A 12,537-nucleotide genomic window follows, 5' to 3' on the forward strand; every position below is an offset into this window, starting at 1 on the left:
ATGGCTCTTTCCCTGCTCAAGTCCCTCAAGCCGGTCGCTGGCCGTGCCCTGCAGATCGCCCTGAACCGCGCGCTGGCGCTGGATCCGGATACCCGCCACGCACTGGCCAGCCTCGACGGTCGCCATATCGACCTGACCCTGGACGCGCCGCCGCTGGCAATGCGCATCAGCGTCGACGGTGACCAGTTGCGTGTCGGCCCGGTGGATGCGCAGGAAGCCGACTTGGCCGTGCGCAGCAGCCTGGCCGGCGTGCTGGCACAGCTGCCGCTGCTGGCGCGTGCCCGCCAGGGCGCTGACAACGGCAAGGGGCGCGTGCGCGTGGCCGGCGATGCCGAGCTGGCGCGCCGCCTGCAGCAGCTGGCCAAGGGCTTCGATCCGGACTGGCAGCAGCCGTTCGTCAGCGTGTTCGGTGACGTGCTGGGCGTACAGGTGGCCAACACCCTGCGCAGCGCCCTGCAGCATGCCCGCCAAGGGGCGATCGACCTCGCCCATAGCGCCGCTGAATTCATCACCGAGGAATCGCGCGACGTGGTGCCACGTGCCGAGCTGGATGCCTTCCACGATGACGTGGACGTGCTGCGCGACGATGTCGAGCGCCTCGGCGCACGCGTGCAGCGCCTGCGGGGTGCCGCATGAAGGCGCTGCTGCGGGCCAGCCGCATCGGCCGGGTGATCCTGCGTTACCGCCTCGACGACCTGCTGCAGGGCACCCCGGCCGAGCGCTGGCTGCGCCTGGCCAAGCCGTTCGTGCCGCGCGCATCGGCCGCCATCGCGGCACAGTCGCGGGGTGCACGCCTGCGCTTGGCGCTGCAGGACCTGGGGCCGATCTTCGTGAAGTTCGGTCAGATCCTGTCCACCCGCCGCGACCTGGTGCCGCCGGACGTGGCCAATGAGCTGACCCTGTTGCAGGATCGGGTCAAGCCCTTCGACGGCGAGACCGCACGCCGCATCGTCGAGGAAGCGCTGGGCCTGCCGGTCAGCGAAGCCTTCGCCAGTTTCGATACAGAACCGCTGGCCTCGGCGTCGATCGCGCAGGTGCACGCGGCCACCCTGGCCGATGGTCGCCAGGTGGTGGTCAAGGTGCTGCGCCCGGGCATCGAAAAACAGATCGACGCTGACATCGCCCTGCTCAACTCGCTGGCGACGCTGGTCGAGCGCACCCATCCGCGCGCCGACAAGATCCGCCCGCGCGAAGTGGTGGCCGAGGTGGAGAACACCCTGGCAGCCGAGCTGGACCTGCAGCGCGAAGGCGCCAATGCCAGCGTGCTGCGCCGCTTCTGGGAGAACTCCGACGACCTGTACGTACCGGAAGTGATCTGGAGCCATACCGCCGAGCGCGCGCTGACCCTGGAGCGCGTATGGGGCATTCCTTCCGACGACATCGCCGCGCTGGACAAGGCCGGCATCGACCGCAAGGCGCTGGCCGCCAAGGGCGTGCGGGTGTTCTACACCCAGGTGTTCCGCGACAACTTCTTCCATGCTGACGCGCACGCCGGCAACATCTGGGTCGACATCGATCCGATGCGCCGCGACAACCCGCGCTTCATCGCGCTGGACTTCGGCATCATGGGCCAGCTCTCGCAGGAAGATCAGTACTACCTGGCCGAGAATTTCATGGCCATCTTCAACCGCGACTACCGCCGCATCGCCGAACTGCACGTGCAGGCGCGCTGGATGCCCGACAACGTGCGCATCGATGATCTGGAAGCGGCAGTGCGTTCGGTGTGCGAGCCGTACTTCACCCGCCCGCTGTCGCAGATCTCGCTGGCCGAAGTGCTGATGAAGCTGTTCCGCGTGGCCCAGCGCTACCAGCTGACCCTGCAGCCGCAGTTGATCCTGCTGCAGAAGACCCTGCTCAACATCGAGGGCGTCGGCCGCCAGCTGGACCCGCAGATCGACATCTGGGCCGTAGCCAAGCCGGTGCTGGCGAAGATCCTGCGCGAGCGCTACAGCCCGCGTCGCGTGGTGCGCGAGATCGGCAAGCGCCTGCCGGAAATCATGACCCATGCGCCGGACATGCCGCGCCTGGTGCACGCCTGGCTGACCCAGCAGGTGGAAGGTCGCCATGAACTGGCGATGCGCTCGCGCGATCTGGTTGCGCTGGATGCCAGTGTGCAGCGCCTGCAGAAGCATGCGGTCGGTGCGATCACCGGCGTCGGCCTGCTGGCGATCGCCGCATTGATGTACGTGCTGCAGCCGCCGGGCTGGTACTGGGGCGACGTGCCGGCGTGGAGCTGGGTGTCCGGTGCGGTTGGAGCGTTCGCACTGGCGCGTGCGTGGTGGCGATGATGGATGCGCTGAGCGCGCTCAAACAGGAGCTCGCGCAGTTCGGCAGCGACAACGATGCGTGCGAAACCGAGCGCGGTCGGCGCATGCTCAACATCACCGCCGACACCGGTGAACTGCTGTCGGTGCTGGTGCGTTTCGGCAACGCCCGCCGCGTGCTGGAGATCGGTACGTCCAACGGTTATTCCACGCTGTGGCTGGCCGAAGCGGCAGCCGCGATCGATGGCCAGGTGACCACGCTGGAGTTCGCTGCCGACAAGGTGGCGATGGCCCGCGCGAATTTCGCCCGCAGTGGATTGGGCGAGCGCATCAACCTGGTCCACGGTGATGCCGGTCAGTGGCTGGCGCAGGCCGAGCAGGGCTGCATCGACCTGCTGTTCCTGGATTCGGATCGCGGGCAGTACGCGGGCTGGTGGCCGCAGCTGCGTCGGGTACTGCGCCCCGGCGGCCTGCTGGTGGTCGACAACGCCACCTCGCATGCCGGTGAGATGGCGCCGCTGCGCGCCCTGCTGGCCGCCGATGCGGCGTTTACCACCAGCCTGGTGCCGGTGGGCAATGGCGAACTGCTGGCGCTGCGCAACGCCTGACCGGGCGTCGCCCCGGTAGCGCGGGTCGCTGGCCTGGTGCGGTAGTGCCGGCGGCTGGCCGGCAACCGCAGTCATCGGGCGACCTCGACGTTGCCGGCCAGCGGCCGGCACTACCCTGTTCAGCGCGTCATCCGGATAATCGCGCGGTGAGTACCGAACCTGACACCCTCGCCGCGGTCGAGACTGAAACCGCGCCCCTGCAGCTGCTGCACCTGGATGAACGACTGGCCGTGGTCAACAAGCCGGCCGGGCTGATGGTCCATGACAGCAAGCTGGCCCGTGGCGAAGATGATTTCCTCGCCGATCGCCTGCGCGAGCAGCTGGGCCGGGCGATCTTCCTGGTCCATCGCCTGGATCGCGCCACCAGCGGCTGCCTGTTGCTGGCATTCGACCGTGATACGGCCAGTGCGCTGGGCAAGTCGTTGATGGGCGGCGAGGTGAGCAAGGATTACCTGGCCATCTGCCGCGGCTGGCCGGCCGAGGAGGCCTGGCAGGTCGACCACGATCTGGATGGCGGTCCCGGCAAGCCGGTGAAGAAGCCGGCGGTCACCGACTTCCAGCGCCTGGCTACCGGCGAACTGTCGGTACCGGTGGGCGAGTTCACCAGCTCGCGCTATGCACTGCTGCGCTGCCAGCCGCTGACCGGGCGCTTCCGGCAGATCCGCCGCCATCTCAAGCACCTGTCACATCACCTGATCGGCGATACCAGCCATGGTGATGGCCGGCACAACCGCAACTTCCGCATGCAGGGTGTGCACCGCATGCTGCTGCACGCCGAGCGCCTGCGCTTTCCGCATCCGGATGGTGGCACGGTCGATGTGCGCGCGCCGGTCGACGGTGAATTCCAGAAGGCGCTGGATCTGTTCGGCTGGCAGGTTCCGTAGCGGTAGCGCCGGGCCATGCCCGGCGGCTTCTGCGAAGAAACGGCCGCGCTTCGCGCTCGCCGGGCATGGCCCGGCGCTACCGTCTTACTTCTTTTCCGGCTCGTTGACGATCGCTTCCAGATCCTTCTGCAGATCGGCGAACAGCGGCTGCATGCGCGTCTGGATCGCCACCATCACGTTCTGCATCAGCGCCGGGGTCTTGTCGAGCAGGCTCTGGCCGGCCGGGCTCTCGTAGAACTCGGCCATGGCCAGCACGTCTTCCTTGCTGAAGGTCTTCTTGTACAGGTCCACGTACATCGGCCGCAGCTGCTGCCACGACAGGGCCTGGCGCAGGGTCTGGCTGGTACGGGCCTGGATGCGCTGCAGCTGTTCCTGCTGCTGGGCGTTGAGCTTGCGCTGTGCGGCGACCTGCTGGAACTGCTGCTGCTGCATCGCTTCGATCTGCGGCAGCATGGTGTCGATCATGCTCTGCGCACGCGAGGCCGACAGCAGGCGGTTGATGTCGCCATCGGTGGGGGCTGCGGCCAGCACCGGCGCGCTTGCTGCGGCCAGCACCAGCAGCAGGGTCGCGCGGCGCAACAGGGAGGGAACGAAGCGGATCATGCGGAGCGTCCTGCAGTACACGGGATGGCAAGCATACCCCCGGCAAAGGCGAAGGCGGCGTGTTCGGTGCCTGATCGGCGGCATACGGGGCGTGATGGCAGCCACGGCAACGCGGCTGCCGCTACAATGCGCGGATGGGCAGTGGACCGGTCATCATCAGCGCGCAGCTTGAAATCCCCGACGGCGAGATCGTCGAGCGTTTCGTGCGTGCCAGTGGTGCCGGTGGCCAGAACGTCAACAAGGTCTCCACCGCGGTGGAACTGCGTTTCGACGTGGCCGGCTCGCCCTCGTTGCCCGAGCCGCTGCGCGAGCGCCTGTTGGCGCGGCGCGACCGGCGCATGACCGGCGAAGGCGTGCTGGTCATCGACGCGCAACGTTTCCGCACCCAGGATCGCAATCGCGAGGATGCGCGCGAGCGGCTGGCGGCCTTCATCCAGGCCGGGCTGAGCGTGCCCAAACCACGCAAGGCCACCAAGCCGACCTTCGGGTCGAAACTGCGTCGTCTGGACGCCAAACGCGGGCGCGCGCAGATCAAGCGCGGGCGCTCATCACGTGACTGGGAGTGATTGCTTGAACAACCCGACGCCGTTGCTGCCGGCCATTCCGCCGAGCATGCCGCAGGTCAAGCCCAACCGTTTCCTGCGCTGGCTGGCGCGCTGCACGCTGCGCATGGGCGGCTGGAAAGTGACCGGTACGCTGCCGAACGTTCCCAGGCTGGTCTTCATCATCGCTCCGCATTCGTCCAACTGGGACGGGCTGTGGGGCATGGCCGCCAAGATCGCACTGGGCATGAAAGTGAAGGTGCTGGGCAAGGCCTCGCTGTTCTGGTGGCCACTGGGCCCGCTGCTGCACAAGCTGGGCGTGATCCCGCTGGATCGCAGCTCGCCGCAGGGCACTGTCGGCCAGGCCGTGGACCTGCTGCGCAACAACGAGAAGATGTGGTTCGCCATCACCCCCGAGGGCACCCGCAAGGCCGTGAAGGACTGGAAGGCCGGCTTCCTGAAGATTGCGCGGATGGCCGACGTGCCGATTCTGGCCGCGTATTTCCACTACCCGGAAAAGACCATCGGCATCGGCCCGCTGTTCACGCCGAGCGGCGATGATGCCGCTGACATGGCGACCATCCGCGAGTTCTACCGGCCCTGGATCGGCAAGACCCGCGGCACGGTCTGAGCCAGCCGCCGCCGGCAGCGTAGACGCCACGTCCGGCACATGCCGGGCGCCCGTGACAGGAGTAGGGTGGACGGCTGCCATCCCGTACCGTCTGCCCAAGGAGCGTTTTACATGTCGCGTACCGTAGTCCTGGCCGCCGCCATCAGCCTGGCGCTGGCGGCCTGTTCCGGCAAGGAGTCCACCCCCGTGTCCGAAGCCCAGAATGCACCGGCCCAGCAGCCGGCCGAAGCCTCCACCAATCCGCTGCTGACCGCCAGCAGCCTGCCGTTCCAAGCACCGCCGTTCGACAAGATCAAGGACAGCGATTACCTGCCGGCCTTCGAAGAAGGCATGCGCCAGCATCTGGCCGACGTGCGCAAGATCGCCGACAGCGCCGAGCCGGCCACCTTCGACAACACCATCGTGGCGATGGAGCGCAGCGGCGAGACCCTGACCCGCGTGTCGCGCATCTTCTTCGGCCTGGTCCAGGCCGACACCAACGATGCCCGCCAGAAGATCCAGGAAGAAGTGGCGCCGAAGCTGGCCGCGCACCAGGACGAGATCAACCTCGATCCGAAGCTGTTCGCGCGCGTGAAGTCGCTGTACGACCAGCGCGAGACGCTGGGCCTGGATCCGGTGCAGAAGCGCCTGGTCGAGCACTACTACGACGGCCTGGTGCGCGCCGGCGCGCAGCTGTCCGACGCCGACAAGGCGAGCCTGCGCAAGCTCAACGTGGAAGAAACCACGCTGTCCACCCAGTTCCACACCCGCCTGGTGGCTGCAACCGCCGCGGCTGCGGTCGTGGTGGACGACAAGGCCAAGCTGGCCGGCCTGGACGAGGGCGCGGTCAACAATGCCGCCGCCGCCGCCAAGGACCGCAAGCTGGATGGCAAGTTCCTGCTGCCGCTGCAGAACACCACCCAGCAGCCGGTGCTCGGTTCGCTGACCGACCGCGACCAGCGCGCCGCCGTGCTGAAGGCTTCGGAAACCCGTGCCGAGCGTGGCGATGCCAACGACACCCGGCAGACCGTGCAGCGCCTGGCCCAGCTGCGTGCGCAGAAGGCCAAGCTGCTCGGCTTCGACACCTTCGCCGACTACCAGCTGGGCGACCAGATGGCCAAGACCCCGGCGGCCGCACTGAAGCTGCTGACCGACACCGTGCCTGCCGCCACTGCCAAGGCGCGTGCCGAAGCCGGTGAGATCCAGAAGGTGATCGACGCCCAGAAGGGTGGTTTCCAGGTGGCCGCCTCGGATTGGGATTTCTACGCCGAGCAGGTGCGCAAGGCCAAGTACGATCTGGACGAGTCGCAGATCAAGCCGTACTTCGAGCTGGACAACGTGCTGCAGAACGGCGTCTTCTACGCCGCCACCCAGCTGTACGGCATCACCTTCAAGCCGCGCACCGACATTCCGACCTACAACCCGGACATGAAGGTGTACGAAGTGTTCGACAAGGACGGCACCTCGCTGGCCCTGTTCTACACCGACTACTTCAAGCGTGACAGCAAGTCCGGCGGCGCCTGGATGGACGTGTTCGTCGAACAGGACGGCCTCACCGGTGCCAAGCCGGTGGTCTACAACGTCTGCAACTTCACCAAGCCGGCCGCCGGCCAGCCTGCGCTGATCAGCTTCGACGACGTCACCACGATGTTCCATGAGTTCGGCCATGCACTGCATGGCATGTTCTCGAACGTGAAGTACCCGTCGATCGCCGGTACCGCCACCTCGCGCGATTTCGTCGAGTTCCCGTCGCAGTTCAACGAACACTGGGCGCTGGACCCGAAGGTGTTCGCCAACTACGCCAAGCACTACAAGACCGGCGAAGCGATGCCGCAGGAACTGGTCGACAAGATCCTCAAGGCGCGCAGCTTCAACCAGGGCTATGCGACCACCGAGTACCTGTCGGCGGCACTGCTCGACCTGGCCTGGCACACGCAGAAGGCCGATGCCCCGCTGCAGGACGTCGGCGCCTTCGAAGCGAGCGCGCTGAAGAAGTTCAAGGTCGATCTGCCGCAAGTGCCGCCGCGTTACCGCACCACCTACTTCGACCACATCTGGGGTGGCGGTTACTCGGCCGGCTACTACGCCTACTTCTGGGCGGAAGTGCTGGACCATGACGCCTACCAGTGGTTCACCGAACACGGTGGCCTGACCGCCGCCAACGGCCAGGAATTCCGCGACAAGATCCTCTCGCGCGGCAACAGCGTGGAGCTGTCGACCCTGTACCGCGATTTCCGCGGCAAGGACCCGTCGGTGGAGCCGCTGCTGAAGTTTCGCGGCCTGAAGTAAGCGCGGCCTGAAGTACGAAAAACAAAACGGCGGGGGCAACCCCGCCGTTCTTCGTTGTGTCGCTCATCCACGCATGGCGTGGATCCATGTGTCGACCAAGGTCGACACCCATCAAGAGCAGGTCATGCCATTCCGACAGATCGCGGAAATGTGTCGAAGGCGGGGTGGGGCCGGTTGCGGGGGCGTGAGCGCCATGGATGGCGCGATCGAGCTTACATGGACGTACTTGCAGCGTCCCCCGCAACCGGACCCACCCCGCCATCCCCCAGGAAACCGGCTTTGGCTGTTGAGGTTGCCGGCCAGCGGCCGGCACTACCGGGTGCCGGGCGCAGCCCGGCCATCACGTCCCTACATGCACCCGGTTCGCCTGCTCGGCCAACCCCAGGTGATCCAGCGCGATATCCAGCGCCAGTACATAGCTCTGCGCGCCGTACCCGGCGGCGATGCCCAGGCGCTGGCCAACACCGGCCGGCAGGCACGGCTCGGCCACGGCGCCATCGTCATGCACTTCCACGTACGCGTTGTGCAGGTAGGGCAGCAGCCGCTGCAGGCGCAGGCTGTCGGCACATGCGCCCGGATCCAGCAGCGTCACCTCGCCACGGCTGTGGTCGGCCACGCGCAGCGCGTCCAGCAGTTCCTGCTCCGAACCGCAGGCGCGGATCGCCACGCTGGTGCCCGCATCGATCGCACGGTGCACCAGTGATTTCAGTACCGGCGCCGGCAGCGGCGCGGCGGTGCGGATCAACGCGCCCGCCGCTTCCGGGCCACGGATGATGAAGATCGACATGGCTCAGCCCTCCCGTGCCAGGCGACGGCTGACGATGGCCAATGACAGCGGATAACCCGCCTGCTGGCTGCGCTGGTCGACCACCACGGCGGCCGGGCCGTGCTGCAGGCGCAGGCGCGCTTCCAGACCGGGCTGGTGCGGCGACTGCAGTTCGATGTACTCCGCCGGCAGACCGTCCAGCGCCGCCTGCAGCGCACCGCCCTCGGCACACCATTGCGCCTCGTCGGCGACGCCGACATCAAGCAGCACCCAGTCCGCGGTGCGCGCCTGCGGCTGGCACAGACACTGGCGCACATCGGCCAGGCTGGCGCAGTCGGTGCACAGCACCGTATGGCCGGACAACTCGGCCGGCAGCAGCGGACGCGGCACCGACGGCGACGCATGCCGGATCACCAGGAGGGTCATACAACACCTTGCGCAAAGCGCCCTGCGGCGCGGTAGGCACACGATGCGCGTGGGGGCCGTAAAGGTGCGATGCCCAGTGCCCGGCCCGGGCGTAAAACCTTCATAACGTCCGGCCGGAATGCACCCGGTGGCTGCCGACCGTTGATCGGCACGGGCATGGAGACCGGCATGATGCGCGGGAACCTCACGCCTGCCCTTGCGGTCTGATGCCCACCCACCACCCGGAGCCTGACATGGATGCTGTAGCCCGTCCGCCGTTCCCAGAGCGCGCGCTCACCTGGCTGAAGAAGGAGGCACTGCCGCTGCTGGTGATGCTGGGCCTGCTCGCTGCCGCCCGCGACACCCTCGCCAACCACTACGTCGTGCCCAGCGGTTCGATGCAGCCGACGCTGCAACCGGGTGACCGGGTGGTGGTGGACATGCGCGCCTACGGCCTGCGCCTGCCGTTCACCAGCCAGGAGCTGCTGGCTGCCGGCACGCCGCAGCGGGGTGAGGTGGCCGTGTTCGATTCACCGGCCGACGGCACCCGCCTGATCAAGCGCGTCGTCGCCGTGGCCGGCGACCACGTGCAGCTGCGCGATGGCCACCTGAGCATCAACGGCCAGCCGCTGCAGATCGCCGACCTGGCCGACACCGAAGCTTTCGGAGAGCGCCGCGCCAGCCTCGATCTGGACAGCGGCGGTGGCCCGGACATCGCGGACCTGCAGGTGCCCGCCGGCAAGGTGCTGGTGCTGGGCGACCATCGTGGCAACAGCTTCGACGGGCGCTTCTTCGGCTTCGTCGATGCGGACAAGATCTATGGCCGCGCAGTGGCGGTGTACTACCGCCGCGGCAACGGCTTCGAGTGGCAGCGGCTGTAAGCTTATCGATATGCCAGAAGTATCAATCATGACCTATCAGGTTATGGATCGACTGGATGGACGGGCCTAGTCTGGGGCCCGTCCCCTCCAATCCGGCCGCCCCCACGGCCCACCGCTCCCATGACTGGCGATACCCCGGCGGCCCTCGCCGACCGTCCCCGTACTGACGACGCTCCCGTCGACACCCGCATCCAGCAGGGGACGCCGGCCTTCCGTCGCACCGCGCTGGCGCTGTTTTTGGCTGGCTTTTCGACCTTCGGCCTGCTGTACACGGTGCAGCCACTGCTGCCCGAGTTCAGTCGCCACTTCGGTGTGTCTGCTGCCGGCAGCGCGATGTCGCTGTCGCTGACCACCGGCACCCTGGCCGTGGCCATGCTGATGGCGGGCCTGCTGTCCGATGCGGTCGGCCGGCGCCCGCTGATGATCGTTGCGTTGCTGGCCTCGGCCACGCTGTCGCTGTGCACCGCACTGGTCGACGACTGGGCCACCCTGCTGGTGCTGCGCACCCTGTTGGGGCTGGCATTGAGCGGCGTGCCGGCGGTGGCGATGACCTACCTGGTGGAAGAGATGGACAGCCGCGCGCTGGGCCTGGCGATGGGCTTGTACATCGGCGGCAACGCCATCGGTGGCATGAGCGGGCGCCTGCTGGCCGGCATCATCGCCGACCACTGGGGCTGGCGCTGGGGCATCGGCGTGGTCTCGATCATCGCCATCGCCAGCACCGTGCTGCTGTGGCTGCAGCTGCCACCGTCGCGCCACTTCCAGGCCAGTCGCAGTGGCCTGCGCCAGCTGCCCGCGCGCTGGCGCACGCTGTTTGCCGATCCCGGCCTGCCGTGGCTGTTCGCCACCTCGTTCGTGCTGATGGGTGTGTTCGTCACCCTCTACAACTACCTCGGCTACCACCTGCTGGCGCCGCCGTACCACCTCAGCCAGACCGTGGTCGGGTTGATCTTCAGCGTGTATCTGGTCGGCACCTTCAGTTCGGCGTGGATGGGCCAGCAGGCCACGCGCCATGGGCGCGGTCGCATCCTGGCGATCTCCTTCGGCCTGATCGCCGCCGGCATCGTACTGCTGGCGATGCCGTGGCTGCCGGCGATGGCAGTGGGCATCGCGCTGGTGACCTTCGGTTTCTTCGGTGGCCATTCGGTGGCCAGCAGCTGGGTCGGCAGCCGTGCCGGCTCCATGCGTGCGGAAGCGTCGGCGCTGTACCTGTTTGCCTACTACCTGGGCTCGAGCGTGCTGGGCGGCGTGGGTGGTCTGGCCTATGCCGCGTGGGACTGGCTGGGCGTGTGCGCGTTCGCCGCGCTGCTGACCCTGATCGGCGGTGGCATCGTGTGGGCGCTGCAGCAGCGCGCGCCGCAGCCGGTGACCGCCTGATCCTGCCCTGGTAGATGCCGACCTTGGTCGGCGTTGTGGCCCTGGGCCAACCAAGGTTGGCCACTACCGGGCGCGATGCACCTCACGCTTCCGCAAACGCCCCACGCAGCAGTCCGGCGAAGTTCCGGATCAACGGTGTCACCCCCTCGCGGCGCCACGCCAACTGCACTTCCGAATGCGCGCCGGCATCGGCCAGCGGCACGAAGCGCGCACCTTCCACCCGGATGTGGTCGCACGACGAAGGCAGGATCGCCGCACCCAGTCCCGCAGCGGCCAGGCTGATCAGCGTTGAAGCCTCACCGGCCTCCTGCACGATGCGCGGGGTGAAGCCCGCCGCCGCACACAGCGCGATCATGTGGTCATGGATGCCTGCTCCGGCGCTGCGGCGGAACGCCACGAACGGTTCCTGCGCCAGATCACGCAACGCCAGCGTGCCGCCTTTCGACAGGCGACGCAGGGCAGGGTGGTCGGCATGCACGATCAACGCCAGCGGGTCGACGAACAGGCTGTGCGCCACCAGCTCGGCCGGCAGCGTGCGCTTGCGGATGATGCCCACATCCAGGCTGCCATCGAGCAGCGCATCGATCTGCTGCAGGGTGTTCATCTCGCTCAACTGCAGCCGCACCTGCGGATACTGCTGGCGGTACTGCAGGATCGAACGCGGAATCTGCGGTGACAACGGCGTGGCCCGGGTCAGGCCGATACGCAGCTCACCCTGCTCGCCACGCTGCGCGCGCTGCACTTCATCCACCGCCGATTCCACCTGCTGCACGATGCTGCGCGCACGTTCCTGCAGCAGTTCCCCCGCAGCGGTCAGCTGCACACGCCGATGGCTGCGCACGAACAGGCGCGCACCGATCAGTTCCTCCAGCTGCCGGATCTGCTGGCTGAGCGGCGGCTGCGACATCCCCAACCGCTCGGCCGCCTGGCCGAAGTGCAGGGTATCGGCAACGGCAAGGAAGTAGCGCAGGTGGCGAAGTTCGATGGACATGGATGCAGTCTATCCAGCCCGACGCCGGGAATCGTCATCCACGCATGGCGTGGATCAACCGTGTCGACCAAGGTCGACACCCACCAAGAGCAGGCCATGCCGTTCCGACAGATCGCGGAGAACTGTCGAAGGCGGGGTGGGTCCGGTTGCGGGGGTGTCCGCGGCATGGATGCCGCGGCCAAGCCCCCATGGTGAAGTGACCCCCTAAAGTTGGACAGTTGGGGGATCAGGCGGCCAGCGCGACCTGTTCCCGGTACTTTACCGGGCTCAGGCCCTTTAGTTTCAGTCGGATACGGTCTTCGTTGTAGTACCGGATG

At 67.5% G+C, this 12,537-nt stretch carries 14 protein-coding genes; 9 read left to right on the forward strand and 5 right to left on the reverse strand.

Going from position 1 to position 12,537, the window contains the following annotated elements; genetic code table 11:
* The 4 genes from LC407_RS15980 (at position 1) to LC407_RS15995 (ending at position 3,756) form a co-directional block, all read left to right on the forward strand.
* Complete coding sequence (locus tag LC407_RS15980) at positions 1-636, forward strand: SCP2 sterol-binding domain-containing protein (protein ID WP_025875838.1); 636 nt, start codon at positions 1-3, stop codon at positions 634-636.
* Positions 633-2,288: a ubiquinone biosynthesis regulatory protein kinase UbiB gene (gene ubiB, locus LC407_RS15985; RefSeq protein WP_093820822.1), complete on the forward strand. Its 1,656-nt coding sequence runs from the start codon at positions 633-635 to the stop codon at positions 2,286-2,288. The genes LC407_RS15980 and ubiB overlap by 4 nt, the downstream gene beginning before the upstream one ends.
* A complete protein-coding gene (locus LC407_RS15990) occupies positions 2,285-2,872 on the forward strand; it encodes a class I SAM-dependent methyltransferase (RefSeq protein ID WP_059064054.1) in 588 nt (195 codons plus the stop codon). The genes ubiB and LC407_RS15990 overlap by 4 nt, the downstream gene beginning before the upstream one ends.
* A 146-nt stretch (positions 2,873-3,018) precedes the next feature.
* Positions 3,019-3,756, forward strand: a complete 738-nt coding sequence (locus LC407_RS15995; protein WP_223483185.1) for a pseudouridine synthase — start codon at positions 3,019-3,021, stop codon at positions 3,754-3,756.
* Positions 3,757-3,840: 84 nt separating this feature from the next.
* On the opposite strand, the gene LC407_RS16000 is transcribed toward LC407_RS15995, so the two are convergent.
* Entirely contained in the window at positions 3,841-4,359 is a 519-nt protein-coding gene (locus LC407_RS16000; RefSeq protein WP_032978115.1) for a DUF2059 domain-containing protein, read from the reverse strand.
* A gap of 134 nt (positions 4,360-4,493) precedes the next feature.
* Between LC407_RS16000 and arfB the strand changes: the two genes are divergently transcribed.
* The 3 genes from arfB to dcp all read left to right on the forward strand — a co-directional run bounded on the left by arfB (position 4,494) and on the right by dcp (position 7,800).
* A complete protein-coding gene (gene arfB / locus LC407_RS16005; RefSeq protein ID WP_025875829.1) occupies positions 4,494-4,925 on the forward strand; it encodes an alternative ribosome rescue aminoacyl-tRNA hydrolase ArfB in 432 nt (143 codons plus the stop codon).
* A 4-nt stretch (positions 4,926-4,929) separates the two neighbouring features.
* Positions 4,930-5,532 carry a lysophospholipid acyltransferase family protein gene (locus tag LC407_RS16010; RefSeq protein ID WP_317850724.1) on the forward strand — a complete coding sequence of 201 codons (603 nt, stop codon included), beginning with the start codon at positions 4,930-4,932 and terminating at the stop codon, positions 5,530-5,532.
* Positions 5,533-5,643: 111 nt separating this feature from the next.
* Positions 5,644-7,800 carry a peptidyl-dipeptidase Dcp gene (gene dcp, locus LC407_RS16015; protein ID WP_025875824.1) on the forward strand — a complete coding sequence of 719 codons (2,157 nt, stop codon included), beginning with the start codon at positions 5,644-5,646 and terminating at the stop codon, positions 7,798-7,800.
* A gap of 340 nt (positions 7,801-8,140) precedes the next feature.
* Here the strand turns inward: dcp and LC407_RS16020 are convergent, their stop codons facing one another.
* Entirely contained in the window at positions 8,141-8,587 is a 447-nt protein-coding gene (locus LC407_RS16020; RefSeq protein ID WP_025875822.1) for a hypothetical protein, read from the reverse strand.
* A 3-nt stretch (positions 8,588-8,590) separates the two neighbouring features.
* Positions 8,591-8,992: a hypothetical protein gene (locus LC407_RS16025; protein ID WP_025875820.1), complete on the reverse strand. Its 402-nt coding sequence runs from the start codon at positions 8,990-8,992 to the stop codon at positions 8,591-8,593.
* 233 nt (positions 8,993-9,225) lie between these two features.
* Between LC407_RS16025 and lepB the strand changes: the two genes are divergently transcribed.
* Complete coding sequence (gene lepB / locus LC407_RS16030; protein WP_223483186.1) at positions 9,226-9,852, forward strand: signal peptidase I; 627 nt, start codon at positions 9,226-9,228, stop codon at positions 9,850-9,852.
* A gap of 120 nt (positions 9,853-9,972) precedes the next feature.
* The gene (locus LC407_RS16035) at positions 9,973-11,229 is read left to right on the forward strand and encodes an MFS transporter (protein WP_223483187.1); all 1,257 of its coding nucleotides are present in this window, start codon (positions 9,973-9,975) and stop codon (positions 11,227-11,229) included.
* Between the two features lie 82 nt (positions 11,230-11,311).
* On the opposite strand, the gene LC407_RS16040 is transcribed toward LC407_RS16035, so the two are convergent.
* Positions 11,312-12,220 carry a LysR family transcriptional regulator gene (locus tag LC407_RS16040; RefSeq protein ID WP_100437130.1) on the reverse strand — a complete coding sequence of 303 codons (909 nt, stop codon included), beginning with the start codon at positions 12,218-12,220 and terminating at the stop codon, positions 11,312-11,314.
* A 226-nt stretch (positions 12,221-12,446) separates the two neighbouring features.
* The coding region (locus LC407_RS16045; RefSeq protein ID WP_140227454.1) for an IS3 family transposase at positions 12,447-12,537 on the reverse strand (91 nt) is incomplete at its 5' end.

The sequence above is a fragment of the Stenotrophomonas sp. OVS01A genome, assembly GCF_019969775.1.
In the GTDB taxonomy this organism is placed as follows: domain Bacteria; phylum Pseudomonadota; class Gammaproteobacteria; order Xanthomonadales; family Xanthomonadaceae; genus Stenotrophomonas; species Stenotrophomonas indicatrix.

What these genes read in the sequence shown, in the direction of transcription:
- LC407_RS15980 (WP_025875838.1), top strand. Translation starts at nt 1, where the DNA reads ATGGCTCTTTCCCTGCTCAAGTCCCTCAAGCCGGTCGCTGGCCGTGCC.
- ubiB (WP_093820822.1), top strand. Translation starts at nt 633, where the DNA reads ATGAAGGCGCTGCTGCGGGCCAGCCGCATCGGCCGGGTGATCCTGCGT.
- LC407_RS15990 (WP_059064054.1), top strand. Translation starts at nt 2,285, where the DNA reads ATGATGGATGCGCTGAGCGCGCTCAAACAGGAGCTCGCGCAGTTCGGC.
- LC407_RS16000 (WP_032978115.1), bottom strand. Translation starts at nt 4,359, where the DNA reads ATGATCCGCTTCGTTCCCTCCCTGTTGCGCCGCGCGACCCTGCTGCTG.
- arfB (WP_025875829.1), top strand. Translation starts at nt 4,494, where the DNA reads ATGGGCAGTGGACCGGTCATCATCAGCGCGCAGCTTGAAATCCCCGAC.
- dcp (WP_025875824.1), top strand. Translation starts at nt 5,644, where the DNA reads ATGTCGCGTACCGTAGTCCTGGCCGCCGCCATCAGCCTGGCGCTGGCG.
- LC407_RS16020 (WP_025875822.1), bottom strand. Translation starts at nt 8,587, where the DNA reads ATGTCGATCTTCATCATCCGTGGCCCGGAAGCGGCGGGCGCGTTGATC.
- LC407_RS16025 (WP_025875820.1), bottom strand. Translation starts at nt 8,992, where the DNA reads ATGACCCTCCTGGTGATCCGGCATGCGTCGCCGTCGGTGCCGCGTCCG.
- lepB (WP_223483186.1), top strand. Translation starts at nt 9,226, where the DNA reads ATGGATGCTGTAGCCCGTCCGCCGTTCCCAGAGCGCGCGCTCACCTGG.
- LC407_RS16035 (WP_223483187.1), top strand. Translation starts at nt 9,973, where the DNA reads ATGACTGGCGATACCCCGGCGGCCCTCGCCGACCGTCCCCGTACTGAC.
- LC407_RS16040 (WP_100437130.1), bottom strand. Translation starts at nt 12,220, where the DNA reads ATGTCCATCGAACTTCGCCACCTGCGCTACTTCCTTGCCGTTGCCGAT.